The organism is Roseibium alexandrii DFL-11 (assembly GCF_000158095.2).
In the GTDB taxonomy this organism is placed as follows: Bacteria; Pseudomonadota; Alphaproteobacteria; order Rhizobiales; family Stappiaceae; genus Roseibium; species Roseibium alexandrii.
Genome location: NZ_CM011002.1, coordinates 75,069 through 93,000, shown reverse-complemented (window position 1 = coordinate 93,000; position 17,932 = coordinate 75,069). Strand labels below are relative to the sequence as shown.

Sequence of the window (17,932 nt, the reverse complement as noted above, 5' to 3'; positions counted from 1 at the left end):
CGAAACCCGTCATAAATGCGGGGTTTCGTACCTTTCCGGAAGCGCTTCCCTTTGTCTTGTTTGGTAAGCAAAATGCCTAGACCACAGCGCGCCGACCTAGTTCCAGAAATTCGACTACCCAATACCGAAGTGGCCCGCGGGCTGGCGGCTTCAGCAGTCTCTGGGCAACCAGTGAGGGTTTCCGTTTACCCGGCAGACGAACCGTTTGTCCCACATTATCGTATGTACGATGACTATAATCGCATTCTCCAGCAACACGCAGCCGCACTAGCAAAACATCACGGTAATGACATACTTCTGTTCATAGCGTCTCATTTTCGCATGTCAGAATTTCGAGAGATAGAACGGACGGACACACAGATCATCGGCCGACTGACGGTAGTGGGGTGCCGGGCGCGTGTAACTCAGTCTGAAATTGCGTCTGCTCTTAATATGAGCACGTCAACCGTTGAACGCGCTATCAAACTGCTAAAGGAACACAACATCATAATAAACTGGGGTCGAGGCTGGATAGAATTATCAGCGGACATGATTTGGTGCGGCAAAGATGACCACAGAAGAGCCTATAGACAAGTACAACACATTCATAAGAACCACCCCAACAATTTCGAAATCATTGACAGCCGAAACACGGACAACACGTGAAGATCTAAGCGATCAGTGTGGCCGGTCTAGCCCATTCTGGCACTACACATGGTCAACGCGCTCAAACAACCAAACCTTTAGCAGCATTGCGCCTAATTTCGGAAAATGAGCCGGACTTGGTAAGAAAAATCGAAACGCCCAGTCTGCTTTTGTTGTTATGCCAGCTCAACGTAAAAAGCGTTGACGCTTTCTAGCTTCCAGCCGAGGACGTTTTGCACGTTGGCTGCCTCGGCCTCCGATGCCGTAAACAAATGTGTGCCAGTGTCTTCGTTGTAGAGCCGGAATACGCCTTGGTCGCTTGTGCCGGTCGGATCAGCGTACACGTAGGTTGCAACGCCTTCATAAACAAACTGCGGAAAGCTATCCTCAACATAGGCTTTCTCATCTGCCGACGTTGTAAAGAAGTGCGCGTCCGTCAAAGTGTTGTAGAAACGGTGCAAGGCAGTACCTGTGCTTGAGTAGGCGTCGGTAATGAAGCTTGGACCCTCAAGCGCCATGTGGGGCAAGTTTGCGGCTATGTCGTCACGCTCTTCCACCGAAGTTGTGTAGAAGTGCGACCCGCTTTCCGAATTGAAGAAACGGTAGACAGCCCCCTCAGGACCAGCCAGATCCCTAAGTGCATATATAAGTTGGTTTGAAGACGTATTGATCATGCCGCTCATGGCTGAAATGCCAAGTTCGCCACCACTGGCGGCCACGAGCACCTGATACTGCGCGTCAGAGATGCTATTTATTGCATTTTCAAGGACAGTTCGGACCTGTCCACCCCCAAAGGTCTCGCCACCACCAGGGGGCACGTCAAACCCGGACAGGAAGCTCGTAAACGCATTTTCAAAGACCAAACCGATGTCAGCGCCCAACTCGTTTGTGAACGCGGCGTTGACAGCATCGGCAACTCCCCCCTTACCAGCGCTTGTCACAGCGTCGTCTAGGGCGTGCGCAACGGTCATCTGAAGGTAGCCGTCTGACCGAAAGTTAGACAAATCGTAAACTAGATGGGGCCGAATATCTTCGTAGGTAATCGTTGCTGTCTGTTCCAATGACACTCTCAATACGTTCTAAAATTGCAATCATCCAGCGGATATCATTTAACGAGCATCAAATCCAAACGCTTCTTGGGAAATTTGGCGACATTCAAAAATGACTTTGTTTGCCGACGAGTAATGGATCTAAGGGCTAGCTCGCGATTGTTTACATCCTTGTTCGGAAGGACTGATGAGCGTTCCGGGTTCGCAGGCTCACGCTACGCGCTACGCGCTCCGCGTTCATACCCGCTGCCTTCGCCAGCGACGGACTAAAAGTGTTATATAGGTGTACTCACTTTATAGGTAAGCAATGCTGACCCATCATAACTGAGGTCAAAACACCTTCGTAACTACATTGACCGCACGAATTTCAAAAACGCCTTGCACAGTTCATTACTGCTACTTTTTCAACAGCATCTGTTTGCGCGCAAGCTAGATTGCATACCCCAAAACCGCAAACTAGGAACAATGGAGGTTGCCTCATCAACACCACCTACGATTTAATTTAAATCGTGACACGTAAATCCCAGGTTATATATTACTACCCGAAAAGGTGCTTCGGACTGAAGGCAACCCGATTTTTGCTGCATAGTGTTAATAGTCGGAATGGAGTTTTTGATGGCGGTACCGCGTTACCCCGAGATTTCAGGTGAGTTAGTAGACGATACATTTTTTGTCTCTAGTTATCGCGAATATTATGGACTTTCTGGCAACGACACGTTTTGGACATACGATTACAACTACGCCAGCCTGTTGTCAGGTGGACTTGGTAATGACACCTACAATGTCTTTGATGGAGCATACGTTCTTATTCATGACACTGGCGGTACTGATATAGTTCGCGCCATCGGCACCACCCTCTCAGATCCAGATCTGTATGTTGCATATCTAGATAACCAGCACCTGCTTGTGGCAAATTACAGAACGCAACATGTTGTCGCTGTAGCGGACTGGTTTAATCCAGAAAAGCGGATCGAATACTTTGAGTTTTTCGAGGGCATTTTCACCTACGATCAGGTGAACAACGTTATTCAATCGGCGCCTAACTTCTTGGGAAACTACAGCACTGATGTTTACGGCTCGACAGTATTGGGTATCAGCGCAACAGCAGCAGACGTGATAAATTACGTAACCAGCATCACACAGCGCGAAGCAGAAATAACAGGAGCTGAGTTTACAGAGTTTCTACCTGACTTTTCAGGCACTCAAGGCACAGACCTGGTCCGGTTTTACAACACAGGTACAGACGCATTTTTCTACACCGCGAATGTCGATGAAGCACTAAGTGTGCAAACCAACCTTCCGTACTTCACCTATCAAGGACGTCCATTCAACGTGGTAGATGTATGGGACAATACAGAACAGGACGCTGAGGCCATCTTTAGGTTCTTAAACCAAAGCACCGGCGGTCACTTTTTCACTGATAGCGAAGCTGAACGGGATTACATTATCAACAATCCAGATAACAGCGGCTTCCTAGCTAACTTCCGTTATGAAGGCGCGGTTTTTAAAGCCTTTGATGAAGGTGGAGCTGGCCGGGTCGCAGTACACCGATTGTATGATCCAGAAACTGGATCGCATGCACTTTCAACATCCGAGGCTGAAATTGTCGGACTTCAAGCCAACGGCTTTCAGTATGAGCATGTGGCGTTCTGGGCTTACAGCTAGCCGAATAATTAAAGTAACTCTGAAACACGTGAATTCAGTTTAAGTATCTCGAACACTTTTGAAATTTGGAGAAAATATGAAACACACAGTGATAGCCTTAGTATTTATGACCCTCGGGTCCAATGCATACGCTGACTGCATCGGAACAAGTTCTTTTTCTACTTGTTATGACAGTTCTGGAAACTCCTACACTGTCCAGCGTTTCGGAAACACGACCATGATGCAAGGTAGGAATAGTCGTACTGGATCGACCTGGTCCCAGAATTCACAAACGTTTGGAAATTCAACATACACTGACGGAAGAACTAATGGGCGGAGCTGGAATATGCAACAGCATAACTTTGGCAACGGCTTCAGAAGCTATTCTGGTACGGACAGTTATGGAAATCACTTTTCGGGAACATGCACAGCGTTTGGATGTGACTAGGTCATGCGGTTTTTGACAGAGGTGGTAACTCTCAGACAACTACTGAACAATTCCCAGTCAATGATCATTCGGACATTCAAAAAATTGGATCTTTCCGCCCATTGCAGAGATTGGCTTTGGTCTCAATTTATCGCGAATGTATGTCTACTGGCTGTAATTCGTGCTGGAAACTCCCGCGCTACCAATAATCGCAGTAGCGCACGTCGCGCTGCGGCCTTTAAAGCCGGCGACGCGGCACATAGCGATCACGTTGCGACGCATCGATGGAACGTGTTTTCTCTATCTGGCTGGACACGGTCAAGGCGTGTAAATACAACTCTCGGCAACCACTTGTATTTCAGCTAGAAATACGGATAGCTTTTCCGTGAAGTCATACCGGCCTCGCCGAAAAACACGCAGCCCATCAGCAACCGGCCTGCGAAATAGGACGCAGCACATAAGATGAAAATTATCGGTGAAGCCAAAGATCTCAGATCAGATACACAAATCATTTACGCGCAAGTCACGCCTGATGAGTATTTGCGAATAGTTGGCAACGACTATGGTTCCTTTGTTATCCAGAGAAAGCGTGAAGCGCACAAAGCTTATGGAAGACTAAAGGACGATATTCGTTTAGGCGCATCGCTCCCGACCATAACACTCGCTCTAAAGCCAGAATTTGTCGATGATGCAAAAAAGGCTATCGGAGATGAGGCGGGACTGACCAAGTATCTCTCAATGCCTGGGCGTTGCAACATCTTGGATGGTTTGCAGCGGACCTACATTTTGGACGATCTAAAAAAAGAAGACTATTATTTCAAGGAAGGTCAGAAACTACTTCTCGAGATTTGGATCGAAAGCGACCTTGAAAAGCTTGTTTACCGCATAATCGTGCTGAATGCCGGACAAAAGCCCATGTCCGCAAGGCATCAGATAGAGCTTCTTTTCGCTTCCCTCCATAAGGCTATTGAAAACGAAATAGGAAGTATCACCCTCGTCACAGAAAGGGATCAAAAAAGGCGCCGAAAGCCTCGGATCTACCCTCTTCAAGTGGTTGTTTCTGGGTACCAGGCATTTGTTTCTGGCGCGACTGAGCTGAATAAGGACAACCTGATTTCTCAAAAGCTTCAAGTCGATAACGCACTAGACATGGGTGAAACCAGCATTCGAGAACAGTTTTCTGATTTTATTGATTACTTTAAGATATACGCAAAACTCGATGAAGAGGTATTTCGAGTTTATTCAAGTGCAGATGGCAATAACCAAGAAGACGACGAAAAATCAAACCTTCGTTCTCCGCATTGGTTAACCAGCGAAAACACCTGCATCTCATTTTTCGCGTCGATAGCTCAGTACGCCCCAAGCGGGGGTGGAAGCGCAAGCGAGAGCATCAACGCAAAAAAGCAGCGCAGAACAAAGTCGGCGCTGAACAAGCTAGTCGAAGACATATCTCAATCAGCGCCTGGCTCTGACCCTCTACAACTCGAAGAACTTGATGCAATTCGTATGGGAAAGAGTGCTCGAAAAATCAATGTAGGAACCTACACCAGAAGACTTTTAGCAAATGGGTTGAAAGAGTACTTTAGGGCTGAAGGAGATATAACCTTGGTCGAAGCCTGGAACCTGGCTGCCGACTAATGCGTGCTGAAGAGATAGAAGACGTGCTCACTTCGGGTGAGTTCGAACGTATCTTCGAAACCCAGGAAGACTTTGTTCCTGCGGAAATAGTTGACCACGTTAACTTCCTCGAAATTTCAAATTCAGGTATTTTTCGCGTAAATAAGACTTCTTCAAAAACCGAACGCAACAGAGACAGCGTCGATATCACTCATGAAGATGGTCGAGACCTCGGACAGCTTCTTTTGATCAAAGGAAAGAAACTCGATGACTTTTATACACTATCGTCAGCTGAATTTTTAGCCTATTTGGATGATGTTACACGAGAAGAATTCGGTGAACTAGGTCACGTTTTCTCTACAGATTTCCTTGTTACATCTGACATTCCTCCAGCGGAATACGACCGCGACCTTAGATCAACCGCGGACATTTGGGGCGGTTTTAGCCATTTCGCGGCCCCACGTAGCGCACGCCTACCATTTTCTAGTATTGTCGCAAACTCTCGGATTTCCGTACCATCGCAACACCATTCCGAAGCTTTTGCTCGTTACACATATGCTCGCAATCCTTTTGAGCGTTTTTTGCGCCTATACCACTGTATTGAGCTGCTCTTTGACACAATAACCGTTCTGAGAATTAAACAGCTAACAGATGATATCCGCGGCCTATCCACAATTCTGAATGCACATGCAACAAAGGAGGTGGACAGACTGATATCCATATCACGTGAGTTTATTTGCGATCACGAAGCCCTCGCTGAAAAACTCACATCCATTTCTGGATATGAAGACATAGCTAAGAAGATTTTCGATGATCATTCCAAGAATGGCAATCCCATCGCGCCCTCCCAGAACCCACCGAGGTGGGCTAGTGTAACTGGAAGCTTAAGTGCAGGTCGCTATTCAGAGGCTGATCTAAAAAACGATCAAGCGCTAATGGCCCGAGAAGACTATTGCACATTCATCTCAACGATTTCTGCGTATTGGATCTATCGGGTTCGATGCTCAATTGCCCACAGCAGAATAGGAGAATTCATCCTAACAGATGCAGAAACTGGTTTTGTCCAGGATTTCGCCGAACCACTTCTGCTCGAGTTCTGCACTCAGATTTTTTCATCTCAGGCTCTAAGAGACTTGATTTAAGGTACACGTGGTATTGTCAAAAGCCTGCCTTTGTTTCGGGCGGGCTACGGGTAAGCAGCTTAGGGCCGAAGCCAACTGTGGTTTCCTTGTGCAAGAACGTCCACTTAGCTCTTCGCACTATACAAAATTCTACAGTCCCTTTCCGCACTCTTTTGATCATTCGTTCCGGGCGCCGCGAAAGCTTGGTTTCCGTGCAATCGCAAATTCATTAATGATTTCTTATGCGCAGTCGGAAACCAATTTAAAGAAAATGCATGTGTTTCGAAAAAAGGGAAATTTGACACTGAAATGTTTGCGGATCAGGGCGTTATTTCGGTAATGCCGCAGCGCAGTAGAAATTCGAAAATTTCCTCATAAAAATGCGGATACCGCGTATGATCAGCTTCGTCGCCTCTTGGGATCAAGATGACCATTCCCTGTCGCGCACGAGTGAGTAGCACTCTGTAGGCATTCGCCAAATATACCTTGCGGAAGGCATCCTTAACGTGCTGCCACTTAGTGCCCTTGAAGGAGTAGTGGCGCCATTCATCTGCCTCACGCCTGTAATCTGCATCCCAGCACATGCACGTCCAATCAAGCTCGAGGCCCTGTATGTCAAATTCAGTGGCGACGTCTTCGAGGTAGAACGAGGACCGAATGTCGTCCCTGTTATTCAGAAACCAGTTAGCTGGGTCGATTTCGCTTTTAACTTGGAGCCCTTCTGGCTTCAGTCTTATGGCGCCGGAAGATGCGACAAGTCCGATGCGTTCGGTGCCTCTTGCATGATTTCGGAGCCAATTCTTCGCTCGGCTAAGATCACGTGTAATTGCGAGCGGGTATTTTTCCAGAGCTAGATATAAATGCCGTGCGCGTTCCGCATCACCGTCGATGATTGCTTCAACAAAGTCTGATAGCTTTTCAGCTCGGTAAGACCTAACCGACACCGCGAGATGCAATGCTTCTTCTTTTTTGGCGCGCAAGTTACGCAGTTTGGCATTTAGGTCCTGACCCCAACTGTATGTACGTTGGTTCAAGTGCCCAGAGTGATATACGTCCCAATGCTGAAACCTTTTTGCTAGCGCGTCGAACCATTCTGTGAGACCAGCTTCACCGGTGTTTATTTCCTGACCACCGCCAATCAGGCATACGATCGTGCACCAATCCTCACGTCGATCCATCAAACTGATCAGAAATTCCGGCTCTGACATATCAAACGATAAAGCGCCGCGTTTTTGCACCATGAAACGTTCAGCATGCGCTTGGTTCCAGGCGCGCTGGGCTTCATCGAACACAACAACATGCTCGACCGGAGGGTTGTCTGATCGCAATCCCTCATCTCGGAAGTGATGGATATTCTGGATAAAGGCGCTCACTTTCTGAAGAGCCGCCTTCTTGTTGATCGGATTGCCATTAGCCTTCGCTCGCGCAACCCGGTCTCTGGCGAGAGCTTCCCGCATTACCGTAACAAGGGGTCCGTTTCCGGATAAGAATACGGCGTGCTCTTCCGTGCCTTCCACTTTCCGGGTTGAGATATTCAGACCAGCCAGGGTTTTGCCGGCACCGGGCACACCCGTCACAAAGCAAATTGATTTTCTGCCATTCTTTCGAGAATTGGTGATGATGTCCAAGATGCATTCTGTCGTATTGCTGAGATTTTTTACGCCAGCATCCGAACGTGAAATTTCTTCTACTGCATGGCCTTGATATAGCGCCTGTGCAGCTTCAATAATCGTGGGCGTCGGTTTATAGCCGCTCTCAGACCAATCCCTGGCATCGGTATCGCTAATACTTTCGCCCTCCACAACAAGCCTGATTATCTCTTCGATGTTGTCGCCATTGGACAGCAACGGTCTAGCGATCTGATCAGCATCCCATTGGACATTAACGACCGCTGCCGGCGCTCCAGTGGTCACAAGGATTGGAACAATCCGCTTACTGTGGCTGCCCTCATGAAAGTTTTTTAGGTCAAGTGCATAATCAACAACCTGATCAATAGCGTGCCGATCATGCGACCGATCTGAAAGGTGCTCGCCCGTCTTATACTCTATAACGAACACGGTATTCTGGATCAGCAACACAACATCAACGCGCTTGCCCATCCTTGGAATTGTGAACTCAAAGTACACATGCCCGGAAAGACATTTGGCAAGTTGCTGCTTCAAGTTGACAATCTGCGCTATCCAGGCGTTCCGCTGCTGAGCAGTGAGTTCGAATTGGTGGGCACTTGTTAAGGCGCCGAGTATCTCGTCCTCGCTCTGAAGAATGAATGCGGGGATCGAGTTGTCAAAGTACGATCGCTTAAACATGTGGGCGTAGTATGCCCCTCCTCAAATGATAAATAATAATCAGTCTTTGATAGACTTAGGTCGTTACATCGCCTTTATAGACGTAGCCCTCGTTGAAACCTCCCCTCTCTGCCCGCTTGTCACGGACCTGCTGCATAAATGTCGCTTCGTCAGCGCCATGTTGCTTAGCTAATGAAAAAACAACTTCCGCCAGGTCGACCAACTCTTCCAGCTTGTCCTTAGTAGTCCGCGCGGCGATCAGCTCTGCATGTTCTTCGACAAGTTTCTCCATGAGCGCATCAGTATGCTCCTTGCAGCTCACAGTGTTGATAATAGCCGTGCGGCCTTCTTCACGGATCAATTCTGGAATGCGATCACGAACTAACTTGTTTCTTCTTCGGAAGTCCGTGGCGTCAGTGTCGCGTTTAGCGCGATTGCAGGCAAAGCATAGGGCTTGCAGATTGCGCTTATCATTGACGCCCATCAGTTCGTCGTGAAGCCGCACCTTGCCGTTCTTGTCAGCTTTCGACTGCGGTACGATGTGATCAACGTCGATAGGGCTAATATCGCTAGAGATACCACACAGTTCGCATTTGCCATGCGCGGCCTTCAGGACTTCGTATCTGGCGGATGATGAGACAGTCGCCGCGTCGCCCTTCTTCTTTTTCTTTTCGAGCCATTCAACGATTTTTTTATCGCAGACACCGATTGCTTCACGGATTACTTCTGCTTGCTCCGGCAGCTGTACAAGTTGGAAGGTGGCGGTCGACTTGTCGTATCCAACAACACCATGCTTGGTCAGAGTTTGCTTTGGCCATCGCATCACGATCTTTTCATAATACCTTTGCACGGATGCATCGTGTGCTGCCAAGGTTGCTGCCAGCTGAGCCTTGGTGCGTTGACCGTCATGCTGCAGTAATTCTTTGATGATGACAGGTTGATACACATCAGTCATCGACATCTTATGGCGGAGAAAATCTAGCAGTTTCGACATGACAACCTGACTGAAACCCGTTGTGCGACACGAGCCTTGTCGTAGATTAAAATGATGGTACCCGATGGTTGCGGCAGTCATACAGACCGCCGTTAGACGATGCTCGGATGTTGACGTTGTAGAACCTGCCCATAGACGACGCACCCAAGAAAGCAGTGACTACATTCGAACCAACTTCGCAATAATGATAGTACGTGGATCGGAGACGCAAAATCATGTACCGCGTTTCAGGTTGGTAGCAGACGCGCTTCACGAAGCTACTCCGACTGATGCTCTGACAGCTAAACGTATCGAGTAAAATATCCCCACGATATTTCACATAAACCGTTTCACTTTGCGCAAGGGAGGTAAAACCTAACAGTGCTATTAGAATGATTGCGTAGCGTGTCATGAGCAGGGCCAAAAGAATTATTGAACAATAACACGAAATTAGGACATTCACAGACAAACACCAAGCGACAATCCTTTTTCGGTAGCTGCAGTCTTCGGGGCATTGCAACGCTATACGGTGCTCCGATCGTTTTTGAATGTACGTTTATTCCGTGATTTCTATGCTGATCGAATTTTGGGGTGAGTGACCTCAAATAGAGTGGGCCGCCCACAATAACAGGTACCTTTTGTTTTCACCGGGGGGGATACGGGGGCGTCACGTTGCGCTAAATGACCTCCAATCGCTTGCATGTGACAGAATGATCAGAACACATCTGAGAATGCATAGCGGCTTGCAAAGTCTATTGATGGCCTGACTGCCAGCGCTGCTTATTTGCTGCCTAGCAAAAACCAAACCCAAGCATCATGCCAATAAACGACTGAAATTGCTGGTGGGTGAGTGGGGGCTCGAACCCCAGACCCGCTGATTAAGAGTCAGCTGCTCTACCAACTGAGCTACACACCCAACGCGGTGGCGCTGCCCAGGGGCATCCACCGATTTCGGGGATATATAGCCGCCGCCATCAGGCTGCAATGGCTCTGCGACACTTTTTGTCATGCCGCTCAGCCGTTTCCACAGCTTCGGTTCAGCCGCGCAATGACCCAACTGTCCGCTGCCCTGACCACTGGATGTTGGAAATTTTCAAAAACATTGCCGAACTTATACGCAACAAATGAATTTTTGGCTTGACCCCTCCCCCCGACCTTACTAGGGTGCGGCGCATCAAATCAGGCTGGAAGAGCTGGTTTGTGCGTTGGCTGCAAACACATCCAACTCGTGGGAACGCAGCACTTTCTTCCAAACGGTCTTGTTATCAAAGACCTGCAGCATCAAAGGACCGGAACGACATGATGATGTCGCTCATTCTAGTAGTGGTGGAAAAGCGCGCCCTGGCGGGATAACCCCGACCGGCATATTGGCGCGCGACCAAGGCTCCCTCAGGGGCCTTTTTTTGTATCCGCCGCCTGAAACGCTCCTTCATCCGGACTTTGATGCCGCAGCAACAGGATCAAAACCAAACTTGAGAGCCAATAGCCTGACCCATCAGGCGAACATGCAAGGACGTGAGACGAATGACACGGGAAATGACCGGCGCTGAAATGGTTATCCAGGCGCTGAAGGACCAGGGAGTTGACACAATCTTCGGCTACCCGGGTGGTGCTGTGCTTCCCATTTATGACGAGATCATTCAGCAGGACGGCCTTGAGCACATTCTGGTGCGCCATGAACAAGGGGCTGGTCATGCTGCGGAAGGCTACGCGCGCTCTACCGGCAAACCCGGCGTTGCCCTGGTCACATCCGGCCCCGGCGCAACCAACATGGTCACCGCCTTGACGGACGCCATGCTGGACAGCATTCCGCTGGTCTGCATCTCCGGCCAGGTTCCGACCCACTTGATCGGCAACGATGCCTTTCAGGAGTGCGATACGGTCGGCATCACCCGGCCCTGCACCAAACACAACTGGCTGGTCCGCAACGTTGACGATCTGCCGCGCATTCTGCATGAGGCCTTTTATGTTGCGACCTCCGGCCGTCCGGGCCCGGTCGTTGTCGACATTCCGAAGGACGTCCAGTTCGCAACCGGCACCTATCAGGGACCAACACCGAACCCGGCCGCAGCACACAAGAGCTACCGGCCTCAGGTCAAAGGCGACGCAGCTTCGATCCGGATGGCCGCCGAAATGATGGCAGCGGCCAAGCGGCCGATCCTCTACACGGGCGGCGGTGTCATCAACTCCGGTCCGCAAGCCACTCAGCTGTTGCGCGAGCTGGTGTCGCTGACCGGCTTCCCGATCACCTCAACCCTGATGGGTCTTGGTGCCTATCCGGCTTCCGGTGACAACTGGTTGGGCATGCTCGGCATGCATGGAACCTACGAAGCCAACATGGCGATGCATGATTGCGATCTGATGATCAACATCGGCGCCCGCTTCGACGACCGGATTACCGGCCGGACCGACGCATTCTCGCCAGGCTCCAAGAAAATCCACATCGATATCGACCCGTCCTCGATCAACAAGACGATCAACGCCGACCTGCCGATCATTGGCGATGTCGGCCATGTTCTGGAGGATCTTGTCCGGATCTGGCGGTCTTCGTCCATGAAAGCGGATGCGGCAGCCATGAAGGACTGGTGGTCGCAGATCGATACCTGGCGTGCGCGCAATTCGCTTGCGTACATGCCAAACAGCGATGTCATCATGCCGCAATACGCCATTCAACGGCTGTACGAGCTGACCAAACACCGCAAGACGTTCGTCTCAACGGAAGTCGGTCAACACCAGATGTGGGCGGCGCAGTTCTATGGCTTTGAAGAGCCGAACCGGTGGCTGACCTCCGGCGGTCTCGGAACCATGGGCTATGGCCTGCCAGCTGCGATCGGCGCGCAAGTCGCACACCGCGACGCCTTGTGTGTCGATATCGCAGGGGACGCCTCGATCCTGATGAATATCCAGGAAATGTCGACGGCCGTTCAATACCGGTTGCCGGTCAAAGTGTTCATCCTGAACAACCAGTACATGGGCATGGTCCGCCAGTGGCAGCAGCTCCTGCATGGCAATCGCTTGTCTCATTCCTATACGGAGAGCCTGCCAGATTTTGTCAAGCTGGCCGAGGCCTATGGCGGGGTTGGTTTCCGGGTGGAAAAACCGGGAGATCTGGACGGTGCCATCGAGGAGATGATCGCGGTCGACAGGCCTGTCCTGTTTGATTGCCGGGTTGCGGCACTCGCCAACTGCTTCCCGATGATCCCTTCGGGCAAGGCTCACAACGAAATGCTGCTTCCGGACGAGGCCAATGACGAGGCCGTTGCCAACGCGATTTCCGCTGAAGGCAAATCCCTCGTTTAAGGCCCGGTCACAAGGATTTTTGAGAAGATGAACGCACAAAACGTCAATGCACCTTCCGCCTATTTCCTGGCCGAAGTCAGCAATGAAATCGAAACCCACACCCTATCGCTGATCGTTGACAACGAGCCGGGCGTGCTTGCCCGTGTAATAGGCTTGTTTTCCGGGCGCGGCTACAACATCGACAGCCTGACCGTGTCGGAAACAGAGCACGAGAAGCATTTGTCACGGATCACGATCGTGACGACCGGGACACCGATGATCATCGAGCAGATCCGCCATCAGCTTGACCGCCTGGTGCCTGTCCACCGTGTCACAGACTTGACGGTTCGGGCTCGCCGGCTCAATCAGGACAAGCCGCTGGAGCGCGAACTGGCATTGATCAAAGTTGTCGGCGACGGAGACAAACGCCTGGAAGCTCTGCGTTTGGCAGATGCATTCAAGGCAACCGTCATTGATGCAACGACCGAGCATTTCGTCTTTGAGATCACCGGCCGGACATCCAAGATCGAGCAGTTCATCTCGATCATGAAACCGCTCGGACTGGTCGAAGTCTCCCGTACCGGTGTCGCTGCGGTTCAGCGGGGATCAGAGGGCCTCTAAACGAAGTTCTTCGGGAAAAACATGGCCCCGGTGTCTGCACCGGGGCCTTTTTATTTGGTTGCGTCCGATCCAAGTCAGTCCGGCTGGTTCAAAACGCCAAGTTTCTCGAACGTTATCTCGCGACCGGAAGGCCTGTCATGATATGCGGATCGTCTTGCTGAGCCTCAAGGAGGGCAACCAAGTCGGAAAACGGCATCGGTTTGGCAAAATAGTAGCCCTGAAGACGATCGCACCCGAGCTTCGACAGGAGGTCCGCCTGTTCCTTCGTCTCGACTCCCTCTGCGGTCACACCAAGCTCCAGCGCCTGCGCAATCTCGATGATCGAGCGTAGCAGACGCAATCCGCCGCTACCGGCTGTCACAAGGGGGGCCAAACGGCGATCAATCTTGAGCCGGTCCGGGTTGATCCGCTGCAGCGCGACCACAGATGCCCGGCCACTGCCAAAATCATCGACTTCGATGGAGATCCCCATGCCGCGGAGCTCGTTGAGCCGTTGCAAGAACGCATTATCCTGTTCTTCCAAAAAAATCGTCTCAAGCAGCTCAAAACTTATCTGCCCTGGATAGGCCTGAATTTGCCGTTGAATATCCTCAAGATCAGTCAGATTGACCCTGTCTTCACTGACATTAAACGACAACGCAATGGAGCCTGACGCAGCGACAGGCAAATTGCGGCATTGTTCAATCGCCTTTTCAAACATCTGTTGATCGATTTCTCCGGCGACACTGATGTCCGTGGCAACCGTAAGAAATTCACTAGGTGCAAGAATACCCTTTTCTGGGTGACGCCATCGGGCAAGAACCTCAATTCCGACGATCTGGCCGGATTTTGCTTCCACTTGTGGCTGGTAGTAAGGCTCAAATTCTCGTTTCTCGATCGCGCGTAGAATATCATCCGCTAGCGCCTTCGCCCGGCGGACGTCTTCCAGATCCGAGCAATCATAAACTTCAATACGCCCACGGCCACGATGTTTGGCCTTGTAGAGCGCCACGTCTGAATTGGTCAGGAGATTTTCAACTTCGGAAAGAGGTGTCTCGGCGATCCCGATCGAAGCACCCACCCGGCACTCCTTGTCGTGCGTGCGTACGGGACGCGACAGATCCTTCAAAAGAGTGTTGGCCAGGTCAGCAGGCCGGTCCGAACTATCTGACAATGGAACCAAAACAACAAACTCATCTCCGCCGATCCGGGCAACTGCCTCCGCAGGTTCTAATACAAGCCGGATTCGATTGGCCGCTTCGACCAGCACATCGTCACCAGCCCGATGGCCCATCGTATCGTTGATCTGTTTGAACCGGTCCAGATCAATGTGGAGTGCCGCAATCTCCCCGCCGGTCGCTTGACGCCGTTCAGTGAATTCTTCAAGGGTTTTTGCAAGATATCTGCGATTTCCCAACCCAGTCAGATCATCATGAAGTGCCATGTGGGTTATTTCGGCGTTGGCCTTCTTCAGTTCTTCAGAGTTCCTTTCAAGCGCGCGGCGGTGACGCACCAGTTCGGTCGTATCGATCCGCAAAATGACCAAGTCGCCGTTTTCAACCCTTGAACGTAACAGGCGATGATGCACATCGCCCGGCAACTCCAGGTCCTGGACCGGTTTGTCCATTTCCCGGTCCTGGTGCCTATCGGACATCCATTCCTCTTCCCGGCCAATCGCATTGGAGATCTTGCCGGCCCGGATCGCGATTCGGGCGATCTCCGTGCGATGCATGCCAAACTTCAGCTCAGCTGGATTGGTCGACATCGATGCCCGGTACGCATCGTTGCAAACGACAAGGCAATCGCCCGCATCGTAGATCACAAAAGGCGCCGGATAGGCATTCAACGCCGCGAGCAGTCTGGCTTGCGCCTCTTCAGCAGCCCTCTTTTCGCGAACAAACTCCGTCGAATTCAAGCGGATAACAACATAGTCACCGTTAGGCGCTCGTGAGCGCATGAGGCGATGATGGACATCCCCATCAAGCTCCACATCCTGTGCCGGCATCTGCATCGTGGCTGGGGACAGGATTTCATCGATCCATTCATCTTCACGGCCAATCGCGACCGGATATCGCCCGTGCTTTATTGCAAGGCGCAGCACCTCCCTGAGATGCATGCCTTCCACCAAGTCGCCGGGTGTGTCAGACATCGACGCCGCATAGCTGTCATTCCGGAAGACAAGATTTAGTTCGGAATCGTATATGACGATCGGATCCGGATAGGCGTTGAGCGCACCCAGGATCCGTTCATGCGCATGCTTGAGCGCCGCCACTTCCTGATCCGGGCTACCAGCCTCAGGGTGGCGCTCGTCTCCTTCGGCCAAAAACGTTTCGCTAGAAATGTCCATATAGGTGACACAGCTGTACAGCTCCCCTGCGGCTTCATCCTGAAACGCAAAACCAGACGCGCTCACCAAAATCGTCGAGCCGTCCTCCTTGGACAGCTTTACGGTTTTTCGGATTTTTCCGGATGGGTCATGGAGAATCTGTCTATGGACGCTTGCAAACGGAAAAGTGTTCCCGGAAGTCCAATCTCTTCGGGCTCCGAACAACACATCAAACGCTTGATTGGTGTAGGCGACTTGCAATGCCCTGCCGTCCAGCCCCAATCGGCAGACAGCAACAGCATCAGCTGTCAGATCAAGAAACGATTTTTTGAGTAATTCCAATCCAGATTTCGCCTTCAGAAGCATCTCATTTGTTTTATGAAACACCCGTTAGTCAAGAATGAATGGAAGTAAACAAAAATCCAGAACTTTCGAAGAAAACATACTTACTATTGTAAATTGTAGCGATATAAAATTCACAGGAATCACAACACTCGAACCAAAAGAACTGATCAAGTATGCTTCTACGGCAAGCCGCACTCAAAACTCTCGGACTGAATCATCCTCATCTCTCCACTCGGGGGAACGAGGGAAGACCCATTTGTGCCAACGCGACCTAGACGCGACACGGATCTGCGCGTATACGACACCGGCGTTTTTGCGGCGCACCGGCCGCAGCTGATACACCTGTCAAGAATAGAGGCTCTAGGCCCATGATCCACGGTCTGTCCCGGCCGAAGAACCAGATCCGCTGGCTGCTGCTGGAAGGCATTTCGCCGACCGCGCACGCGATTTTGGAAAAAAACGGTTACACGAATGTGGAAGTCCTGTCCGGCGCGCTGGAAAAGGACGCCCTGATCGAGAAGCTGCAGGACGTGCAGATGCTCGGGATCCGCTCCCGCACGCAAGTAACGGAAGAGGTTCTGGAATCGGCAAAGTCGCTGGTCGCCGTCGGCTGCTTTTCTGTTGGCACCAACCAGGTCGATCTCGGTGGCACGCTGACACGCGGCATTCCGGTCTTCAACGCACCGTTTTCCAACACGCGGTCCGTGGCAGAGCTGACCATTGCCGAAATCGTCATGTTGATGCGCGGTGTCTTCCCGAAATCGAGCGGGGCCCACGAAGGGCGCTGGATGAAGACGGCTGCCGGCTCTCACGAGGTGCGCGGCAAGACCCTCGGCATCATCGGCTACGGCAACATCGGCACGCAGCTCTCCAATCTTGCAGAAGCTATGGGCCTGCGGGTGATCTACTACGATACCATCGACAAGCTTCAACATGGCAACGTGATGCCATCCGACAGCATGGATGCACTTCTCGCTGAATCCGATGTCGTTTCTCTTCATGTGCCCGACACACCGGGAACCCGGAACATGTTCGGCGCTGATCAGATCGCCAAGATGAAAAAGGGCGCCTTCCTGATCAACAATGCCCGCGGCAAGGTCGTCAACATTGACGCGCTTGCAGCGGCGTTGAAAACCGGACATCTGGCCGGCGCGGCAGTGGATGTGTTCCCGGTTGAGCCCAAGTCCAACAAGGATGAGTTCATCTCGCCGCTGCGCGGTCTCGATAATGTGATCCTGACCCCGCATGTTGGCGGCTCAACGGAAGAGGCTCAGGCCCGGATTGGTGAGGAAGTCTCCAAGCGCCTGGTGGAATACTCAGACGTTGGCTCTACGATCGGCGCGGTCTCCTTTCCGCAGGTTCAGCTGCCGAAGGGCACGGAGGCGACCCGCTTCATCCAAGTGCACCACAATGCGCCCGGCGCAATGCGTACATTGAACGACCTTTTCACGCGGCACGACCTCAACATCCATGCCCAGTACATGCAGTCGCATCTGGACATTGGTTATGTGGTGCTCGATGTCGACAGCCCTGTTCAGGATCCGGTCAAGATCCTTGAAGAAATCCGGGCCTTGCCGAACACGATCCGAGCCCGCCTGCTCAACCGGGTTTGAGCGCCAAAGGCATCTCACAAAGATGAAGA

The 17,932-nt window shown here is 51.3% G+C and carries 12 protein-coding genes and 1 tRNA gene; 7 read left to right on the top strand and 6 right to left on the bottom strand.

Translation table 11 applies throughout. The annotated features are described in order from the left end of the window. Positions 1-15 precede the first annotated feature (15 nt). Positions 16-645: a helix-turn-helix transcriptional regulator gene (locus SADFL11_RS25800; RefSeq protein WP_081450478.1), complete on the top strand. Its 630-nt coding sequence runs from the start codon at positions 16-18 to the stop codon at positions 643-645. A gap of 155 nt (positions 646-800) precedes the next feature. Here SADFL11_RS25800 and SADFL11_RS00385 read toward each other — a convergent pair whose 3' ends face one another. Next, positions 801-1,595, bottom strand: a complete 795-nt coding sequence (locus tag SADFL11_RS00385) for a hypothetical protein (protein ID WP_040450844.1) — start codon at positions 1,593-1,595, stop codon at positions 801-803. A 693-nt stretch (positions 1,596-2,288) separates the two neighbouring features. Between SADFL11_RS00385 and SADFL11_RS00380 the strand changes: the two genes are divergently transcribed. The 3 genes from SADFL11_RS00380 to SADFL11_RS00365 all read left to right on the top strand — a co-directional run bounded on the left by SADFL11_RS00380 (position 2,289) and on the right by SADFL11_RS00365 (position 6,503). Then, positions 2,289-3,338, top strand: a complete 1,050-nt coding sequence (locus tag SADFL11_RS00380) for a hypothetical protein (protein WP_134852855.1) — start codon at positions 2,289-2,291, stop codon at positions 3,336-3,338. 868 nt (positions 3,339-4,206) lie between these two features. Continuing rightward, positions 4,207-5,382 carry a hypothetical protein gene (locus SADFL11_RS00370; protein ID WP_050775987.1) on the top strand — a complete coding sequence of 392 codons (1,176 nt, stop codon included), beginning with the start codon at positions 4,207-4,209 and terminating at the stop codon, positions 5,380-5,382. Beyond that, a complete protein-coding gene (locus SADFL11_RS00365; RefSeq protein WP_040450845.1) occupies positions 5,382-6,503 on the top strand; it encodes a hypothetical protein in 1,122 nt (373 codons plus the stop codon). Before SADFL11_RS00370 ends, SADFL11_RS00365 begins: the two co-directional genes overlap by 1 nt. Before the next feature lie 299 nt (positions 6,504-6,802). Here the strand turns inward: SADFL11_RS00365 and SADFL11_RS00360 are convergent, their stop codons facing one another. The 4 genes from SADFL11_RS00360 to SADFL11_RS00345 form a co-directional block, all read right to left on the bottom strand. Beyond that, a complete protein-coding gene (locus SADFL11_RS00360; RefSeq protein WP_040450846.1) occupies positions 6,803-8,788 on the bottom strand; it encodes a DUF2075 domain-containing protein in 1,986 nt (661 codons plus the stop codon). A 55-nt stretch (positions 8,789-8,843) separates the two neighbouring features. Further along, positions 8,844-9,722, bottom strand: a complete 879-nt coding sequence (locus SADFL11_RS00355) for an HNH endonuclease (protein WP_167578933.1) — start codon at positions 9,720-9,722, stop codon at positions 8,844-8,846. A gap of 85 nt (positions 9,723-9,807) precedes the next feature. Further along, positions 9,808-10,152, bottom strand: a complete 345-nt coding sequence (locus tag SADFL11_RS00350) for a KTSC domain-containing protein (RefSeq protein WP_081450481.1) — start codon at positions 10,150-10,152, stop codon at positions 9,808-9,810. A 428-nt stretch (positions 10,153-10,580) separates the two neighbouring features. Beyond that, positions 10,581-10,656, bottom strand: a tRNA-Lys gene (locus SADFL11_RS00345). Between the two features lie 608 nt (positions 10,657-11,264). Between SADFL11_RS00345 and SADFL11_RS00340 the strand changes: the two genes are divergently transcribed. Together SADFL11_RS00340 and ilvN are read left to right on the top strand one after the other, a co-directional pair. After that, on the top strand, positions 11,265-13,040 hold the full coding sequence (locus tag SADFL11_RS00340; RefSeq protein ID WP_008193850.1) for an acetolactate synthase 3 large subunit: 1,776 nt from the start codon (positions 11,265-11,267) through the stop codon (positions 13,038-13,040). A 27-nt stretch (positions 13,041-13,067) separates the two neighbouring features. Beyond that, positions 13,068-13,640 carry an acetolactate synthase small subunit gene (gene ilvN / locus SADFL11_RS00335; RefSeq protein WP_008189543.1) on the top strand — a complete coding sequence of 191 codons (573 nt, stop codon included), beginning with the start codon at positions 13,068-13,070 and terminating at the stop codon, positions 13,638-13,640. Between the two features lie 112 nt (positions 13,641-13,752). On the opposite strand, the gene SADFL11_RS00330 is transcribed toward ilvN, so the two are convergent. Beyond that, entirely contained in the window at positions 13,753-16,287 is a 2,535-nt protein-coding gene (locus SADFL11_RS00330; RefSeq protein ID WP_209002702.1) for a sensor domain-containing protein, read from the bottom strand. 371 nt (positions 16,288-16,658) lie between these two features. Here SADFL11_RS00330 and serA point away from each other — a divergent pair, with 371 nt between their 5' ends. Further along, positions 16,659-17,903, top strand: a complete 1,245-nt coding sequence (serA, locus tag SADFL11_RS00325; protein WP_008194468.1) for a phosphoglycerate dehydrogenase — start codon at positions 16,659-16,661, stop codon at positions 17,901-17,903. Positions 17,904-17,932: the final 29 nt, after the last annotated feature.

Excerpts from the sequence above, each read along its gene's own strand:
- SADFL11_RS25800 (WP_081450478.1), top strand. The coding sequence starts at position 16 with ATGCGGGGTTTCGTACCTTTCCGGAAGCGCTTCCCTTTGTCTTGTTTG.
- SADFL11_RS00385 (WP_040450844.1), bottom strand. The coding sequence starts at position 1,595 with ATGACCGTTGCGCACGCCCTAGACGACGCTGTGACAAGCGCTGGTAAG.
- SADFL11_RS00380 (WP_134852855.1), top strand. The coding sequence starts at position 2,289 with ATGGCGGTACCGCGTTACCCCGAGATTTCAGGTGAGTTAGTAGACGAT.
- SADFL11_RS00370 (WP_050775987.1), top strand. The coding sequence starts at position 4,207 with ATGAAAATTATCGGTGAAGCCAAAGATCTCAGATCAGATACACAAATC.
- SADFL11_RS00365 (WP_040450845.1), top strand. The coding sequence starts at position 5,382 with ATGCGTGCTGAAGAGATAGAAGACGTGCTCACTTCGGGTGAGTTCGAA.
- SADFL11_RS00360 (WP_040450846.1), bottom strand. The coding sequence starts at position 8,788 with ATGTTTAAGCGATCGTACTTTGACAACTCGATCCCCGCATTCATTCTT.
- SADFL11_RS00355 (WP_167578933.1), bottom strand. The coding sequence starts at position 9,722 with ATGACTGATGTGTATCAACCTGTCATCATCAAAGAATTACTGCAGCAT.
- SADFL11_RS00350 (WP_081450481.1), bottom strand. The coding sequence starts at position 10,152 with ATGACACGCTACGCAATCATTCTAATAGCACTGTTAGGTTTTACCTCC.
- SADFL11_RS00340 (WP_008193850.1), top strand. The coding sequence starts at position 11,265 with ATGACACGGGAAATGACCGGCGCTGAAATGGTTATCCAGGCGCTGAAG.
- ilvN (WP_008189543.1), top strand. The coding sequence starts at position 13,068 with ATGAACGCACAAAACGTCAATGCACCTTCCGCCTATTTCCTGGCCGAA.
- serA (WP_008194468.1), top strand. The coding sequence starts at position 16,659 with ATGATCCACGGTCTGTCCCGGCCGAAGAACCAGATCCGCTGGCTGCTG.